The 17438-nt window shown below is 59.5% G+C and carries 14 protein-coding genes and 2 pseudogenes; all 16 read left to right on the top strand.

The features are described 5' to 3' along the window. Positions 1 to 410: 410 nt before the first annotated feature. The 16 genes and pseudogenes from nifH (at position 411) to NKI35_RS30470 (ending at position 16973) form a co-directional block, all read left to right on the top strand. On the top strand, positions 411 to 1304 hold the full coding sequence (nifH, locus tag NKI35_RS30395; RefSeq protein WP_023706403.1) for a nitrogenase iron protein: 894 nt from the start codon (positions 411 to 413) through the stop codon (positions 1302 to 1304). Positions 1305 to 1402: 98 nt separating this feature from the next. After that, complete coding sequence (nifD, locus tag NKI35_RS30400) at positions 1403 to 2905, top strand: nitrogenase molybdenum-iron protein alpha chain (RefSeq protein WP_352742438.1); 1503 nt, start codon at positions 1403 to 1405, stop codon at positions 2903 to 2905. A 124-nt stretch (positions 2906 to 3029) separates the two neighbouring features. Continuing rightward, positions 3030 to 4571 (top strand): nitrogenase molybdenum-iron protein subunit beta, encoded by a 1542-nt coding sequence (nifK, locus tag NKI35_RS30405; protein WP_352742440.1) that lies wholly within the window; start codon positions 3030 to 3032, stop codon positions 4569 to 4571. 56 nt (positions 4572 to 4627) lie between these two features. Beyond that, the gene (gene nifE, locus NKI35_RS30410) at positions 4628 to 6118 is read left to right on the top strand and encodes a nitrogenase iron-molybdenum cofactor biosynthesis protein NifE (RefSeq protein ID WP_352742442.1); all 1491 of its coding nucleotides are present in this window, start codon (positions 4628 to 4630) and stop codon (positions 6116 to 6118) included. An 8-nt stretch (positions 6119 to 6126) separates the two neighbouring features. Then, positions 6127 to 7509: a nitrogenase iron-molybdenum cofactor biosynthesis protein NifN gene (gene nifN / locus NKI35_RS30415; protein WP_352742444.1), complete on the top strand. Its 1383-nt coding sequence runs from the start codon at positions 6127 to 6129 to the stop codon at positions 7507 to 7509. Continuing rightward, positions 7475 to 7972, top strand: coding sequence for a nitrogen fixation protein NifX (nifX, locus tag NKI35_RS30420; RefSeq protein ID WP_352712671.1), 498 nt, complete (start codon positions 7475 to 7477; stop codon positions 7970 to 7972). The genes nifN and nifX overlap by 35 nt, the downstream gene beginning before the upstream one ends. A 16-nt stretch (positions 7973 to 7988) precedes the next feature. Beyond that, positions 7989 to 8465: a NifX-associated nitrogen fixation protein gene (locus tag NKI35_RS30425; RefSeq protein ID WP_352742446.1), complete on the top strand. Its 477-nt coding sequence runs from the start codon at positions 7989 to 7991 to the stop codon at positions 8463 to 8465. 27 nt (positions 8466 to 8492) lie between these two features. Next, positions 8493 to 9278 (top strand): response regulator transcription factor, encoded by a 786-nt coding sequence (locus tag NKI35_RS30430; protein WP_352545596.1) that lies wholly within the window; start codon positions 8493 to 8495, stop codon positions 9276 to 9278. Between the two features lie 340 nt (positions 9279 to 9618). Beyond that, the gene (locus tag NKI35_RS30435) at positions 9619 to 10260 is read left to right on the top strand and encodes a universal stress protein (RefSeq protein ID WP_352742448.1); all 642 of its coding nucleotides are present in this window, start codon (positions 9619 to 9621) and stop codon (positions 10258 to 10260) included. Positions 10261 to 11583: 1323 nt separating this feature from the next. Beyond that, entirely contained in the window at positions 11584 to 12744 is a 1161-nt protein-coding gene (locus NKI35_RS30440; protein ID WP_352742450.1) for a TlpA disulfide reductase family protein, read from the top strand. Between the two features lie 424 nt (positions 12745 to 13168). Next, positions 13169 to 13562, top strand: a pseudogene (locus tag NKI35_RS30445) (DUF269 domain-containing protein). A 25-nt stretch (positions 13563 to 13587) separates the two neighbouring features. Continuing rightward, positions 13588 to 13791, top strand: coding sequence for a CCE_0567 family metalloprotein (locus NKI35_RS30450; RefSeq protein ID WP_352742452.1), 204 nt, complete (start codon positions 13588 to 13590; stop codon positions 13789 to 13791). Then, positions 13788 to 14105, top strand: coding sequence for a ferredoxin III, nif-specific (gene fdxB, locus NKI35_RS30455; RefSeq protein ID WP_352742454.1), 318 nt, complete (start codon positions 13788 to 13790; stop codon positions 14103 to 14105). Before NKI35_RS30450 ends, fdxB begins: the two co-directional genes overlap by 4 nt. Positions 14106 to 14167: 62 nt before the next feature. Continuing rightward, entirely contained in the window at positions 14168 to 14458 is a 291-nt protein-coding gene (locus NKI35_RS30460) for an exopolysaccharide production repressor protein (RefSeq protein ID WP_352742458.1), read from the top strand. A 324-nt stretch (positions 14459 to 14782) separates the two neighbouring features. Continuing rightward, positions 14783 to 15793 (top strand): annotated as a pseudogene (locus tag NKI35_RS30465) (1-aminocyclopropane-1-carboxylate deaminase). 334 nt (positions 15794 to 16127) lie between these two features. After that, positions 16128 to 16973: a radical SAM/SPASM domain-containing protein gene (locus NKI35_RS30470; protein ID WP_352742456.1), complete on the top strand. Its 846-nt coding sequence runs from the start codon at positions 16128 to 16130 to the stop codon at positions 16971 to 16973. The last annotated feature ends 465 nt before the right edge of the window (positions 16974 to 17438 follow it).

Consider the following 17438-nt stretch of genomic DNA (forward strand, 5'->3'; position numbering starts at 1 on the left):
GAATACATCTGCAAAATCTGGACAAAAGAGCCCGAACGATTCAGGCTCGATCCAACCCATCAAACCTTGGGACTAAACATCTAGGACGCGTTGAGCAAGCACGTCAGCTCGCGGGCACAGAAGAGTTCGCAGCATCCCGCAGAGGGTGCGGTTCAAACGAATGCGGTGGCTGAGGATCGCGATCCGACGCTTTGTGTCGCCAATGTCGCGTCCGCTACACGGGCTGTTTCGACGATCCTTTCTTGGAACTCAAGCTAACCCCCTGAAAAGCAACCATCAAATTATTCTTCGGTTCGATCAGCCAAATTGGCATGAGTCTTGAGATCCTTAGGTGTGAGGCGGCTAGAGCTGCCCGACCGGCATTCATGTCGCGGCAGCCGCGATGAATGGAACCAAGGAAGGAAAGCTACATGTCAGGTTTGCGTCAGATCGCCTTTTACGGCAAGGGCGGCATCGGCAAGTCCACCACCTCCCAAAATACGCTCGCCGCCCTTGTCGACCTCGGGCAGAGAATCCTCATCGTCGGCTGCGACCCCAAAGCCGACTCCACCCGCCTGATCTTGAACGCGAAGGCGCAGGATACCGTCCTGCATCTCGCGGCAGAGGAAGGTTCGGTGGAAGACCTGGAACTCGCGGACGTGCTCAAGGTCGGGTACAAAGGCATCAAATGCGTGGAGTCGGGCGGACCCGAGCCGGGTGTCGGCTGCGCCGGCCGCGGCGTGATCACCTCAATCAACTTCCTCGAGGAGAACGGCGCCTACGACGACGTCGACTATGTCTCCTACGACGTGCTCGGGGATGTGGTGTGTGGCGGTTTCGCGATGCCGATCCGCGAGAACAAGGCCCAGGAAATCTATATCGTCATGTCCGGCGAGATGATGGCGCTCTATGCCGCCAACAACATCGCCAAGGGTATCCTGAAATACGCCCATTCGGGCGGCGTGCGGCTCGGCGGCCTGATCTGCAACGAGCGCCAAACCGACCGCGAACTCGACCTCGCCGAGGCGCTTGCTTCCAGGCTCAATTCCAAACTTATCCACTTCGTGCCGCGCGACAACATCGTCCAGCACGCCGAGCTCAGGAAGATGTCTGTGATCCAGTATGCGCCGGACTCCAAGCAGGCCGGCGAATACAGGGCGCTGGCCGAGAAGATCCATGGGAATTCGGGCCAGGGCACCATCCCGACCCCGATCACCATGGAGGAGCTCGAGGACATGCTGCTCGACTTCGGCATCATGAAGACGGACGAGCAGATGCTTGCCGAGCTTCAGGTCAAGGAAGCGGCTAAGGCGGCCGCACAGTAGCGACCACTGCCGACATGAGGCGCCGCCGGACCTGGTGCGCCTTTCAAAGAACGGCGCCTCGTCGGTGAGGCGTCACCCTGAACCTTGAAAGGGGTCCCATGAGCCTGGAATACGAGAATGACGGTGCCCTCCATGCGAAGCTTATCGAGGAGGTGCTGTCGCAATATCCTGACAAGTCGGCGAAGCGCCGCAAAAAGCACCTCAGCGTCGCAAAGAGCCGCGACGAGGCTGGCGAGGAAAGCGAGGTCCTTTCCGAATGCGAGGTCAAATCGAACATCAAGTCCATCCCCGGCGTGATGACGATTCGCGGCTGCGCCTATGCCGGCTCGAAAGGCGTGGTGTGGGGTCCAGTCAAGGATATGGTCCATATCTCGCACGGCCCGGTCGGCTGCGGGCAATATTCCTGGTCTCAACGCCGCAACTACTACGTCGGCACGACCGGCATCGACACGTTCGTCACCATGCAGTTCACCTCCGATTTCCAGGAGAAGGACATTGTTTTCGGCGGCGACAAGAAGCTCGAACGGATCATCGACGAGATCGAGGAACTGTTTCCGCTGAACAAGGGCATGACTGTGCAATCCGAATGCCCGATTGGCCTGATTGGCGACGACACCGAAGCTGTGTCCCGCAACAAGGCCAAGGAGCACGAAAAGACAATCGTGCCGGTGCGCTGCGAGGGCTTCCGCGGCGTCTCGCAATCCCTCGGCCACCACATCGCCAACGACGCGATCCGCGACTGGGTGTTCGAGAAGAAGGACCTCGAGTTCGAGGCCGGCCCGTACGATGTCAATGTGGTCGGCGACTACAATATCGGCGGCGACGCCTGGGCTTCGCGCATCCTGCTCGAAGAGATGGGTCTGCGCGTGGTCGGCAACTGGTCGGGCGACGCTACCCTGGTCGAAATAGAGCGAGCGCCAAAGGCGAAACTCAATCTCATCCATTGCTACAGGTCGATGAACTACATCTGCCGGCACATGGAGGAAAAGTATGACATCGCCTGGATGGAGTACAATTTCTTCGGCCCCTCCCAGACCGAAGCCTCTCTGCGCAAGATAGCCAAGCACTTCGGGCCGGAAATCGAGGCCAAGGCCGAGGCGGTCATAGCCAAATACCGGCCGCTGGTCGAGGCGGTCATAGCCAAGTACCGGCCGCGCCTCGAAGGCAGGACGGTGATGCTCTATGTCGGCGGGCTGCGCCCCCGTCACGTCGTCACGGCATATGAGGACCTGGGCATGGTGATCGTCGGCACTGGCTACGAATTTGGCCATAACGACGACTATCAGCGTACCGGCCACTACGTGAAGAAGGGCACTCTGATCTACGACGACGTGACTGGTTACGAGCTGGAGAAGTTCATCGAGGGGATCCGTCCTGATCTCGTTGGCTCCGGCATCAAAGAAAAGTACCCGGTCCAGAAGATGGGCATACCGTTCCGTCAAATGCATTCCTGGGATTATTCCGGCCCGTATCACGGCTACGACGGGTTCGCCATCTTCGCGCGCGATATGGATCTGGCCATCAACAACCCGGTCTGGAACCTCTACGACGCCCCCTGGAAGAAAAAAGCCGAGCCGTCGGCGGCGATCGCAGCCGAATGAAACCCTGGCCTCCCGGAAGCCGGGAGGCCATGAACGCCTGTGGCCGCTTGTCCGCGGGAGACCTGAAACTTTCGACGTCCCTGTGCCGCCGTATGGCGGACCAGATGCAAAGAGGTAACCGCCCATGCCGCAGTCGGCTGAAAAAGTTCTCGACCACGCGCCCCTGTTCCGCGAGCCGGAATACAGGCAGATGCTCGCGGAGAAGAGGCTGAATTTCGAATGTCCTCACCCGGACCAGGTCGTTACCGACCAAGGCGAATTCACCAAGACGTGGGAATACCGCGAAAAGAACCTTGCTCGCCAAGCCCTTGTCGTGAACCCCGCCAAGGCCTGCCAGCCGCTCGGCGCGGTGTTCGCGGCCGCAGGCTTCGAGCGAACCATGTCCTTCGTCCACGGCAGCCAGGGCTGCGTGGCCTATTACCGCTCGCACCTGTCGCGCCATTTCAAGGAGCCTGCTTCGGCAGTTTCCTCCTCGATGACTGAGGACGCGGCAGTGTTCGGCGGCCTGAAGAACCTGGTCGACGGCCTCGCCAACACGTACCAACTCTACGACCCGAAGATGATCGCCGTCTCGACTACTTGTATGGCGGAGGTCATTGGAGATGACCTGCACAGCTTCATCGAGAACGCCAAGGACGAAGGCTCGGTCCCGCGCGACTTCGACGTCCCATTCGCCCATACGCCGGCATTCGTCGGCAGTCATGTCGATGGCTACGACGTCACGCTCAAGGGGATTTTGGAGCATTTCTGGAAAGGCGAGGAGCGAACGGAAGCCGAGGGGACCATCAACGTCATTCCGGGTTTCGACGGCTTCTGTGTTGGCAACAACCGGGAACTCAAGCGCCTGCTCGACCTAATAGGCGTGTCCTATACCTTCATCCAAGACGCCTCTGACCAATTCGACACGCCGTCCGACGGCGAATACCGCATGTATGACGGCGGCACGAAGATCGAAGACGTGAGGGAGGCACTCAACGCCGAGGCGACGCTGTCGCTGCAGCATTACAACACCCGCAAAACATTGGAGTATTGCGAGGGAGTGGGGCAGGCGACGGCCTCGTTCCATTACCCGCTCGGAGTCAAGGCTACCGACGACTTCCTGATGGAAGTCTCCGCGATTTCCGGCAAGCAAATCCCCGAGGCACTCCGCCTCGAGCGCGGCCGACTTGTTGACGCCATGGCGGACAGCCAATCCTGGCTGCACGGTAAGAAATACGCCATCTACGGCGATCCGGACTTTGTCTACGGCATGGCCCGCTTCATCATGGAGACGGGCGGCGAGCCGACCCATTGCCTCGCCACCAACGGCACCTCGGCATGGGAAGCCGAGTTGAAGGAACTGCTTGCATCATCGCCCTTCGGCAAGAATGCTCAAGTCTGGGCGGGCAAGGACCTCTGGGCGATGCGCTCGCTGCTCTTCACCGAGCCGGTGGACCTGCTGATCGGCAACTCCTATGGCAAGTATCTGGAGCGCGACACCGGCACGCCGCTGATCCGGCTGACATTTCCGATCTTCGACCGCCACCATCACCATCGGTTTGCGCTGATGGGCTACCAAGGCGGGTTGCGCGTCCTGACGACGATCCTCGACAAGATCTTCGACCAGCTCGATCGCGAGACAAGCGAGACGGGCGTGACGGACTATTCGTATGACCTCACCCGCTAAGCGTGGCGGCCGGCTTTGGCCGATCGTCTTCCCGAGGGACTTTGGAGACCGACGCAATGTCCTCGCTCAGAGCCAAAATCCAGGATGTCTTCAACGAGCCCGCCTGCGAAAAGAACCGCGGCAAGGATGCCAAGGCGCGCAAGGAGGGCTGTTCGAAGCCTCTGACCCCGGGGGCGGCGGCCGGCGGCTGTGCCTTCGATGGCGCCAAGATCGTGCTGCAGCCGATCACCGACGTTGCGCATTTGATCCATGCGCCGCTCGCCTGCGAGGGCAATTCCTGGGACAACCGCGGTGCGGCTTCGTCCGGGCCAACGCTGTGGCGCACAAGCTTCACGACCGACCTCACCGAACTCGACGTGGTGATGGGGCAGGGCGAGCGGAAGCTTTTCAAAGCGATCCGCGAGATCAAGGAAGCGTATGGGCCGCCGGCGATCTTCGTTTATCCGACCTGCGTGACGGCGCTGATCGGCGACGACATCGAGGCCATCTGCAAGCGCGCGGCGGAAAAGTACGGCTTGGCCGTTGTACCGGTCAATGCGCCGGGCTTCGTCGGCTCCAAGAATCTCGGCAACAAGCTTGCCGGCGAGGCGTTGCTCGAGCATGTCATCGGCACGCTCGAGCCCGACGATGCCGGCCCTTACGACATCAACATTCTTGGCGAATTCAACCTCTCGGGCGAATTCTGGCTGGTGAAGCCGCTGCTGGATCGGCTCGGGATCCGGGTGCGCGCCTGCATTCCAGGTGACGCACGTTACTTGGACATTGCCGGCGCGCACCGCGCCCGGGCGGCCATGGTGGTGTGCTCGACCGCGCTCATCAATCTCGCCCGCAAAATGGGGCAGCGCTGGGGCATCCCGTTTTTCGAGGGCTCCTTCTACGGCATCAGCGCCACCTCTGAAGCGCTCCGACAAATATCTCAGCTGCTCGTGAAGAAGGGTGCCGATCCGGAGATCCTCGGCCGCACCGAGCTATTGATTGCAGAGGAAGAGGCGATCGCTTGGAAGAAGCTAGCCGCCTACCGGCTGAGGCTCGAAGGCAAGCGCGTGCTGCTCAACACCGGCGGCGTGAAGTCCTGGTCGGTCGTCCATGCGCTGATGGAGATCGGGATCGAGATCGTAGGCACGTCTGTCAAGAAGTCGACCATCGAAGACAAGGAGCGCATCAACCAGATCCTCAAGGACGACAACCATATATTCGAGCAGATGGCAGCGCGCGAGCTTTACGCCATGCTCTCCGAACACAGGGCCGATATCTTGCTATCAGGCGGGCGCACGCAATTCGTAGCGCTCAAGGCCAAGACACCTTGGCTCGATATCAACCAGGAGCGCCTACACCCTTACGCCGGCTATGACGGCATGGTGGAACTCGTACGCCAGATCGACATCGCCATTCACAATCCGATCTGGGCGCAGGTGCGGGAGCCGGCACCATGGGATTGCCAGCCTACGGCGGGGGAGGTCCGGCCGCGCACGAAAAGCGAGACCGTGACCTTGCATGCTGTCCAGGAATTCTCCGGCACGACGGCCGGTGATTTCGGCGAGTGTTGAGGAAGCCAATGGGCCGGATCCTTCCCCAGACCAAAGCGGCGGCGGTCAATCCGCTGAAGTCATCGCAGCCATTGGGTGCCGCCTTGGCCTTTCTTGGCGTCGACGGCGCAATGCCGTTGTTCCACGGCAGCCAGGGGTGCACGAGCTTCGCGCTCGTGCTCTTGGTGCGGCATTTCAAGGAAGCCATTCCCTTGCAGACAACCGCGATGGACGAGGTCGCAACGATCCTCGGCGGGGCAGACCATCTGGAAGAGGCGATCCTCAACCTCAAGGCCCGCACAAAGCCAACGCTGATCGGGGTTTGCACGACCGCGCTGGTGGAAACCCGGGGCGAAGACTGCGCAGGAGATATCGCCAATATCAGGCTGAAGCGCACCAAAGAACTCGCGGGTACGGAGGTGGTGCTGGCCAACACACCGGATTTCGACGGCGCGATCGAAGAGGGCTGGGCCAAAGCTGTCACTGCGATGATCGAAGGGATTACACTGCCCGGCGAGCAGGCGCGGCAATCGAAGAAGATCGTGATCCTGCCTGGATGGAACCTCACTGTGGCTGACATTGAGCATTTGCGTCAGATGGTTGAAAGCTTTGGACTGCAGCCGGTGATTTTGCCGGACGTCTCCGGCTCGCTCGACGGTACGCTGCCCGACCGTTGGGTCACGACCACCTATGGCGGCACCAGCGTCGAGGATATCCGCGAGCTAGGCACGGCCGAGCGATGCATTGTCATCGGTGAGCATATGCGCCGCCCGGCCGAGGTGCTGCAGAGGTTGACCGGGGTTTCTTACGTGCTGTTCCGGTCCTTGACTGGATTGAGGGACGCCGACCGGTTCGTCTCGCTGTTGTCTGCAGTTTCGGGCGAGGCGGCGCCGGCTGGGGTGCGCCGTCGGCGGGCGCAGTTGCAGGACGCGTTGCTCGACGGACATTTCCAGTTTGGAGGCAAGAAAATTGCGATCGCTGCTGAACCAGACCAACTCTACCAACTCGCGAGCTTCTTCATCGGCATGGGCTCCGAGATCGCGGCGGCGGTCACAACGGCCGCTATGTCGAAAATTCTGGAGGAAGTGCCGGCGCAGTCGGTTCAAATCGGCGATCTCGGCGATTTGGAAGCGCTTGGCGCCGGCGCCGATCTTCTCGTTACTCATTCCCACGGCCGCCAGGCGGCGCAGCGCCTCGGCATTCCGCTCATGCGGGTCGGCTTCCCGATCTTCGACCGGCTCGGGGCCCAGCACAAGCTCACAATCCTCTACCAAGGGACCCGCGACCTGATCTTCGAGGTTGCCAACATTTTCGAAGCCAACGGGCACGCACCGACGCCTGAGGCGCTTGATCCACTCCGTAAGCGAGAAATCCCAGATGAGCTCCGTTCGTCGCCTCTCGCTCGTCACTGACGAGGTTCACGCACCGACGCCAGAACGCCAAGCCGGCGCATTGCGCGTGGCGATCGCCACGCAGGACATGAAGAACCTCAACGCCCATTTCGGATCGGCCAGGCGCTTTGCTGTCTACGACGTGATGCGCGAGGAGTGGAATCTCTTCGAAGCCGTGGCCTTCGATGACGTTTCCAACGAGAGCGGGAAGCATCGAACTGAGGGCGATGACCGCATCACCCCGAAGGTGGAGGCGCTAAAGGGCTGTCATCTCCTGTTTTGTCTGGCGATCGGCGGACCTTCGGCAGCCAAACTTGTTTCCGCAAAGATCCATCCGATCAAAGTGTCGCAGCCCCAGACCATCCAAGAGGTGCTGTTGCGCACGCAGATGATGCTCAGGACCTGTCCTCCCCCTTGGCTGCGCAAGGTGCTGGCGCAGGCAGGTGTCGCTGAACAGAAACCCTCCTTCGAGGACGAAAGCTGAAATCAGGAGTGGACGAATGTTTGAAGCCGAGGTTAGCCCTGCCGCCGAGGACGAGGCGGCCCTTGCCACCCCGTTCGTCAAATGCCTCGTGCGGCTGATCCGTGCCAATGATTCCCACGGGTCATGGGAAGGCAAATCCGACGCCGAGCTGCTGGGCGACTTCATCATCACCAGGGAACAGCGCCGTGCAATTCCAATCATCGGCGATCCCGATCCGGACGTGCTGTGGAGGCTCGATAAGTTCTACACCGCCGTCGGGCTTGCGATTGAGGAACGCTCCGGCCTGATGGCATCGCCGATGATGGAGATGAGCCATGAGGGCTTCGGGCGCGTGCTTTTCACGGCCGGGCGGTTGGTCGTTCTGTCGAAAACCCTGCGCGACGTCCACCGGTTCGGTTTCGAGACGTTCTGGAAGCTCGCCGCGGCCGGTACCAAACTGGCCGGCGATGCCACCGCAGCCATTGAGGCTCATCCCGAGGTGGCGCGGGCGTGATGCAACCGACTTTCGATCGAGGGGATCATGTCAGGTCTTGAGGACATGCGGTGGCCAGCCCTCTCAATTGAGGCGGTCCAGGCCGATATGGTTCTTGGGGTAGCGCTGATGAAGCCAGGGGTACTGATCTGTTCGCAAGATGCGGAGTTGTATCTGTACTACAGCCACATTCTGGGGGTGGATGGCTTCAGGATTGAACTGGCCAGAAGCGTGGAGGAAGCGCTGGCATTAGCCAGTGAACGGGAGCCGCAGGCCGTGGTGCTGGACTGCCAGCCGGCAAGCTCGACAGGGTCTACCATCTGTGCCCAGCTCAAGGCGGAGTTCCGGAACAGAGGCCTGCTGGTTATTGCGCTGATCGCGCCCGGCGCCGAAAACCAGCAGCTCGATCTCTTGAAGGCAGGTATTGACGAGAGCTTTGTGCGGCCCTTCACGCCGGCGATGCTGCTCGACTATCTACGCACGAAGCTGGCGCTACCGAAGCCGGGTTCAAACGGGATCGAAAATGGCAGCTGGCTCTGCTGCGGCAGCCTTGAGATGAAGCTCGATGCCCACCGAGTTCGCGGCAATGGCCACGACATCCACCTCGGACCTCTCGAATTCAACCTGCTGCGGCAATTTCTTGAGGCTCCCGGCAAGGTCTTCAGCCGAGACGAGCTGATCGACGCGGCCTGGCCGGACAATATCCATGTCGGTGAACGCACTGTCGACGTCCATATCAGCCGGATCAGAAAGGCGCTGAAGGCGGCCTCGCCAGGTAGCGTCATTCGTACTGTCAGGTCTGCCGGCTACTCGCTCGAGAAGCTGGACGACTGAATCGCGAACGGATGGTGTGCCACTCTCCGTCTTCGTTGGAAGGCAAGTCCTGCGGTTCGAAACGCGCTACGGGCCCGACATCTCAGGGGGAAGCAGTCAGATGGCCTTCAAGAAAATACTCAGTGTGACGGGAGCTGACCATTCCGATCAGGACGTCGCAATAGCTGCTCGCTTGTGCGCCGAGGTCGGCGCGTATCTTTCCGTACTAATTATATCGCCTCCGCCGCTCCTGATGTCGCCTCCGCTTATTGGGTCCCCTCCGCCGTTGGGCGGTGGCATCCCCGAGTGGTCTAGACATCGCACACACCACATTGCCGCACGGGAACAATTTTCACAGGAGATGGCCAACCTGGAAAAGACATGCAGGGAAATTCACAAAGTGCTGAGAGCCACGTGCCGCTGCTATGATGTCGACACCGAACACTGCGACAAGGCTGGCGTCGGTGACGCGGTGCGACAGCGGGCGCTCTGCACCGACCTGACAATCGTCGGCCCCGCACTTCTCAACGAGACTAGTCTCGGACCCCTTGTTATCAACGGCAGCTTGTTCGACACGGGAAAGCCGGTGCTTGTCGTACCAGAGGGCGCTGAGGCGACTCTGTCTCCACGGCGCGTGCTGGTCGGCTGGGATTCGCGAGTCGAGGCGTCCCGTTCGATTCGAGAAGCGCTGCATCTGCTAGCCGGTGCTGAGGAAGTTCGTGTCGCGGTCGTCGATCCGGAGGCGACCTGCACCGGAAACGGCGCCGAGCCGGGAGCCGACATCGCTGCCTATCTCACTCGGCACGGTGCTCGGGTTTGGGTCGACCGGCTGGCGAGCCGCGGCAAACCGGTGGCCAAGGTGCTAGCGCAGCACGCAATCGACACGTCTGCCGACGTGATCGTCATGGGCGCTTATGGCAGCCGCTGGTTGCGCGAGCGGCTCTCCGGTAGCGTGATAAGATGGATAGTTGGCACGCCTTTGCCGCTGTTTTTGGCCCGCTGACGGGTTCTGAAGTAGCACCGATGCTGTTCCAAGCTCTACTCCGCTGGTCACCTACCCTGATACCAAGTCGGAGGAAGGCCGCAAACGAGCAGGTTTCGCGAAGCTCATGAGCAACTTGCAAGCGCTGTCGCGAAGAACATTCCCCGGACGCCTCTAACGCGCTCGGTGTCTGCTCGCCGAGACAACCCGTAACGCGCAGACAAACGGCCGGGCAGAAGCCCAGGAGTCCTCAATGCGCTCAAAACAACCGATATTTGAGCCGGCGTCAGGTCGAGAAAGAGAGTCGTTTCAGCGCGGCAGGCCGCGTTCGGACCATAGCCTCATCGTATTGCCGTTATCACGATTTCCCTCACCACTGGCCGGGAACTGAACACGGAAACGACCGTGCAGCGGCCAACGCACCGACATTCGAGTCCGACGGTCGTCGGGCTCTTGCCGGCCCTCGGCGCGAACGGTGGCATCAATCACGTAGCATCGCCTGGGATGGTAGCCGTCAGCGGCGAGGGCGGCCGCATCTTCGGCGTTTTCAGTCTGCCTTGGCCCATCGCGTGGCGACCTAGCGGCATTCAGGCCGGCCAATTCCGACAACGCTCACATTCGCACCAGGTGGTCCCTGTAGGGCTTGCGCACAGGGACACAGAACAACAAAAGTAGGATCCGGGAGAGTTCACCGGCCCGGAACATGCCGGCAGATCCCGGCTCTCTTCGGGCCGATCACCTCCTCGATCTGGCGTTATTCGCGACACGCAGCCGGACATGACCGGCTTCGTTGTGAAACTCTGGCGTTGCGAGCCAGGAATTCAAGCGCAAAGCGGAAGAGGTAGGGCAGAGGCGATGCTCGGATGGAGCGGCGCCTGCAATCGCAATGGCGTTGCGCTACCTCTTGAGCGACCGAAACGACAAGAAGCTCAAGCAAGGCTTGAGGCGGACGATGATGACGAGGCTGGCCGTAGCCAACGCGGTCATGCATCTGTTCGTCCCTAGGTGTCGAGACGTCGGTGGCCACGCTTCTGCGCCGACGGGAAGCGGGTGATGCGTGTCCAAGACCCGACAATGGCGGAAAATATGGGCATCCAATACAAGCGGCGATCTTGGGCGCCACAGAAGTTTTTCAAAGCATAATCAAGAATTTACCGCACGGCTGAGCGCGTTGGCACGGCCTTTGCGAATTGAGATTCGGCAACACTGAGTGAAGGCTGACTGCACGCAGATGCGCAAGACGAACAATGCTCTCCCTTCGTTGAACCCTCGTGCCCCGTCTCAAAGGGGAACAAGCTTGCGCATAAGGTCACGCAACCTTTGGCAATAACTTTGGAGGGCAAGATGATGTTGCGGATGGGGTCACCGGCTCCTTCGATCAAAGTGGAGGACTGGCTGCGTGGCGAGCCCCTTGCGGACTTCCAGCCCGGCAAAGTCTATATCGTCGAATTTTGGGCAACTTGGTGCGATCTATCTGCGGCGGAGATGCTCGAGCTGATGCAGCTGCAGGAGAAATACAAGGACAGCGGACTTGAGGTCGTCGGGATCGCGGCTGATGAAGACGCTCCAACGGCCGTCGAGGCCCGGACCAAGTTGGACGCGTGGTTGGCCGAAAAGTGCCCGGATCTGAATCATCGGATTGCGTTCGACTACACAGGCGAAATGAAGAAGCTTTGGAGGGAACCCAGCTTTTGCGTCGGGATTCCGACCTCGTTCGTGGTCGACCGAGACGGCTGCATCGCCTTTATCGGTCATCCGAGCCAACTCGGTGAGGTTTTGCCGAAAGTGTTCAACGGCAGCTGGCCTACCAGCAACAAAGCGAAAGCCGCCGATCAGCAGCGGATCGCCACAAGCGAACCCCTGGCGCGCGGACAAGCGCTGAAGAAGCCGATCGATGACAGGTTCTGGGCGGCGGTGAAGCTGGAAGATTGGAAGACGGCGCTCTGGGCGATCGAAGAGGGCATCGCCTTGATGCCGGACGACCTCAATTTCCGCCTGGCCCATGCACATCTGTTGCTTCACAAAATACAAGACATGTGGACCGGCTTGCCCGTGATGCGCCAGTTGGTTCGCGACGCGATCGACAAAAATTCCGAGGATTGGATGGTTTCGGCGCTAGACCAACTTTTCCATCCGGCCAATAACCATTCGCGCCTTCCCCCTGCTGAGCGCTTCGCGATGGGCAAGGAGCTGTCCGAACACATCCTGGCGCTGAATCCCCCGCAAGGCGACAGTCCTAAGTTCCGGTCCTATCCCGCGGTCGCCCGGTACTATCACGCGAACGGCAAAAATGATCGCGCGATCGAGTTGGTCGAACTGGCACTGCAGTCGCTGGACGGTCCGGAGCCTGTCCCGGACGAACTGAAAGAGCAGCATCTGCCGGATTTGCTGCAGGCACTGGCCAATTACAGAAGCGGCAAGGTTTGTTACGGCGCTCTCTGTCCGGCTCCGCAAAACAAGCCTCCCGGAGGTGCCAAAGCGCGGCCGGGCGAGAAGAATACTTAAGAAGGGGGGTGGTCGGAATGTTTACTGGACGGTTCATCCATTTCCCTGGCGTGGCCGCAGCAAGCAGGCCCCATGCAGCACAGGGCGGATCGTTTGCAGCAGGTTCGAGGTTCGTATCTTGCGATGACCTGCGGCCGCATCGCGGCGGAAGTGATGTTCGACGCGAATTCTGGCCGTGGTGGAAGACCTCGCAGTCGTGGACGCGTCCAAGGTCGGCCACAGGAACGTCAATTGGGTGGAATCGGCCGGCCCGAGCCGGGCGTCGGCTGCGCAAGTCTGCCCGAAGTAGGCGTCTCCGAAAAAGGAAATGGTCCATCGAGGAAGAGGACTGCAATGAGGAGAATATGAAATTCCTGAAGCCGCGGTCAGCCCTGCTGTCAACGAGGACGAGGCGGCCCTTGCCACCCCGTTCGTCAAATGCCTCGTGCGGCTGATCCGTGCTCAGGATGCCTCCGGCTCATGGGACGGCAAATCGGACGCCGAACTGCTGGGCGACCTCAGCATCACCAGAAAACAGCGCCGTGCGATCCCATTATCGGCGATCCCGATCCGGACGTGCTGTGGAGGGTCGATATATTCTACACGGCCGTCGGGCTTAAGTATCGAGGAGCGCTCCGGCCTGATGACATCGCCAACGATGGAGATGAGGCCCATGGGCTTCGGACGATTGCTCTTCACTGGCGGGCGGTTGGTCGCTCTGTCGAGACATCCACCGGTTCGGCTTCGAGACGTTCAGGAAGCTCGCGGAGGCCGGTACGAAACTGGTCGACGATGCGACTGCAGCCATCGAAGCCTATCCCGACGTGGCGCCGGCTTGATGAAACCGATTTCGAGGAAGGATCTATGTCAAAGCTGGATGAGATGGGAACGAAAGTCCGAAAGCTTCAGCTGCGCGCGGCAATTGCCAAGATGAAATTGCGCGACCTTGCAGAGGATCTCCCAGCAAAATGGACGGAGATAGAGGAAGTTGCCGAGGAAACGTCGGCCGTTTTTGCCGAGTTGGATGGTGCCAGGAGAGAGCTCGCTGCAATGAAGAAGTTACGATGACGAACACATTCACCACCCGCGACGGCTCCGGATGGGTGCCGGAATATCTCACCGCTATAGACGGCATGACCTGCATCGGCTGCGGACGCTGTTTCAAAGTGTGCTCGCGCGAGGTCATGCATCTTTACGGCGTCGATGACGCGGGTGAAATCCTCGGTGCCTGCGACGGCGGAGACGACGATTTCGACGGCGAGCTCAATCGCATGATCATGGTCGTCGATCATGCCGGCCGCTGCATTGGCTGCGGAGCCTGCGCCCGCGTCTGCCCGAAGAACTGCCAGACCCATGTTGGGGCCGACCAGGTCGCAGCATGATCTGAGGAGACAAAACCAGGAGAACGGCGTTGCCCTTTAGAATCTTTTGTCGCGTCCTGGGAATGGTCCTGTGCAGCACCGCTCTGACCATCTACTTCGCTTCTCATTCCATCCGCACAGTAGTCGTCACGACGCTGGCTTGTTCGCTGCTCCTTCAGCTGGCGTATTTCGCAAGCGTGCTCTTTCTGATCTGGCGGTCTGGCTGCGATAGCCGAGTTGGCCAAAGGGCTGAGCATTTCGGCAGTTGCAAGGAAGTTGGATCCGAGCCGCCAGACCTCGATGAGGTGACGAATGAATCCGCAGATTTGTTCCAGCGCGATCAAATGCTAGCCATATCGCTGCTGCTGCCTTGAGGTGCCATGACAAGGTCGGTGCTCAAGCTGGCACCACTTTGGACCAACCATAAATATTGAGCAGATATTAGAAGGACTACTTTGAGAAGTCGATTGGCGACCGCAATCCGGTCATTCTAGTATTCCAGGAGATGCAGTTCTTGAATGCCATACCATCGTAGCCCTCTCGCAGTACGCCGGTGTGCGGTTGCAACTCTCGATGACCCTGGAAAGAGTAATGGGACTCTTCGGCGCCGGATAACGCAGATGACCTCAAACCAAAGACACCTCTAGAATGACTCATCCATGGCCAATTCAGCTCCATCGCGTGTTGCCGGAGAGAACATGCTGGAAAAGTTCGAACGCTATCCGCTCACCTTTGGGCCCACGCCCACTGAGAAGCTCGACCGCATCTCCAAGCAGCTGGGAGGCAGGGTGGAAATCTACGCCGAGCGCGAGGACTGCAACTCCGGTCTCGCATTTGGCGGAAACAAGCTCCGTCAGCTCGAATACATCATCCCCGACGCGATCGTGTCAAATGCCGACGCTTGTCTCCATCGGCGGCGTGCAGTCCAACCACACGCGGATGGTCGCCGCGGTCGCGGCCAAGATCGGCATGAAATGTCTCCTGGTTCAGGAGAGCTGGGTAGTACATGAGGACGCCGTCTACGACCGGGTCGGCAACATTCTCTTGAGTCGGATCATGGCAGCAGAAGTGCGCCTTGTCGACGAGGGGTTCGATATCGGCATCCGCCGTAGTTGGGAACAGGCGCTCGATGAGGTCAAGTCAAGGGGCGGCAGGCCCTACGCGATACCGGCCGGGGCCTCAGTTCACAAATATGGCCGGCTTGGGTACGCCGGGTTCGCGGAGGAGGTGCGCGCCCGGGAGAAACAGCTTGGGTTTGCCTTCGACTACATTGTCGTTTGCACGGTCACGGGCTCGACGCATGCCGGCATGCTCGTTGGATTTGCCACAGACAGTCAACAGCGCAATCTCCTCGGTATAGATGCTTCTGCCATCCCCGCCCAAACCAAGGCGCAGGTGCTAAACATTGCCCGGTATACTGCGAAGTTCGTCGCCCTTGGCACGGAAATCGTCGAGGCTAACGTGGTGTTGCTCGAGGGGTACGCGTCTCCCTCTTACGGCCTTCCGTCCGAGGAAACCAAGGAGGCCATCCGCCTGTGTGCGAGGCTCGAGGGTATAATTACCGATCCCGTCTACGAGGGCAAATCGATGCAAGGGATGATCGACCTCGTCCAGAAAGGCTTCTTTCCAGAGGGATCGAGGGTGCTCTACGCGCACCTCGGCGGCGGGCCGGCCATTAACGGTTCAGTTACACCTTCCGCAACGGCTGACGCTCGACAGATTGCGATTCCGCCGTGCTGCGTACCGGCGATGCGCCCAAAGTTGGTTCGAGGGCCGCCCAGCAAACCGAGGGAGCCGGCGGTTAATCAGCCGCTCAAGCGAAGCAGACTGAGTTCATTTGGAAATTAGCGATGGATATTTGCTGAGGAAGTCAGTTAGCTGAGAGTATAATCCTGAAATATTAGACAAAGTCGATAGACCGATACCACAAGAGAACTAAATCAAGGTGGATGGCGAAACAAACTATACAATTGAGTCAACTAAGTTGTTATATGAGAAATTTCAAGATTGATCAAGTGCGCCAGAAGGGTGGAGGAATATCTCATGATCTTACAGGAACTGGGCTCTGCCATTCCGGGCGGCAGGGTTTTAGAAATAACGACGACCACCGGCTGCATCGTCGGATGTTCTTATTGTCCGCAGGACAAGTTCGCCCATCGGCAAAGGGCGGTTTCTCATGTGAAGCATCTTCGTCTTGAAGATTTCAAGCGATGTCTGGCGCGCGTACCAACTTCCGTCGACATTAGTTTCGCCGGATACTCCGAGCCTTGGCTCAATCCGGATTGCACCGAAATGGTCGAGCACGCTTACGCCAGAGGCCATGGCATCCGGATTTTCACGACGCTTGTAGGAATGAAGGGGCGGGATCTACACCGCTTGCAGGCGCTGCGCTCAAGGGTATTCGTGGTCCATGTTCTCGATGATGGCGCATACATGAATAGGCGTCTTGTCGGAGACAAGTATCTCGCTTTGATTCGTCAAGTGGTCGACACAGACATCGCCTCGATTCGGTTTATAGTCCTGGGCGAGGTCCATCCGGATATCGCCGGGATAATCCCCGCCGAAGCGCTAGTTCGCGCGCGGCCTCTGAGCAGCAGGGGTGGAAGCGTCAATCCGAAGATCGTCGAACCACGGCAGCCAGTCGTCGGCGCGCTGACATGCGTTGACGGTCGGCAGTATCGAAATGTTCTTCTCCCAAACGGTGACGTTACGCTCTGCTGCATGGATTTTGAACGGCGACACGTATTGGGCAATCTTCTGCGCGACGAATACGCAGATCTTTTTGACGGGCCAGTTTTTAGCCAAATCATCGACCGCATGGATGGGACGGATGGCTTTCTGCTTTGTAGGATGTGCGAATATGCCCATCCAAAGGCGTCCGCATGCTGACTGGAGGTCGGCAAACCGCCTGAAAACGCGAGCGAATGTCGATCCTCTTGAGACTGCATAAGGCAGGCCGCCTCCATCTGCCTCACGTAATCCGGTCGATGGAGTAGTCCCCTATTTTACGCGGCTTCGACAGATCCTGTGGTCGCATCTCCCAGCACCAAGCTGTCTGGCACACTTAAGAGGGGGGAGAACTGTCAATGACCGTGGAATCGGGCCCTGTATTTTCTCGCAAAAGGGGCTCTGACTCACATTTGATGATTTTCGCTGCTGGCGTTGTGCTGTTTTCTGAGGGGAATAAGCACCATGGTGAGAAATTTGCGTTTGTCGTCGTTGATCCCGGTGGGATTAGCCGTCGAGGCCATCGCCGAGAGCGAAGGAGTGATTGCCGTTACCGCCCGCTCAGGGGCGCCAGCGCGACCTTGCCCTCTTTGCCGCAGAGTGTCGCACCGGATCCATAGCCGCTAT

The organism is Mesorhizobium sp. M0676 (genome assembly GCF_040320535.1).
In the GTDB taxonomy this organism is placed as follows: domain Bacteria; phylum Pseudomonadota; class Alphaproteobacteria; order Rhizobiales; family Rhizobiaceae; genus Mesorhizobium.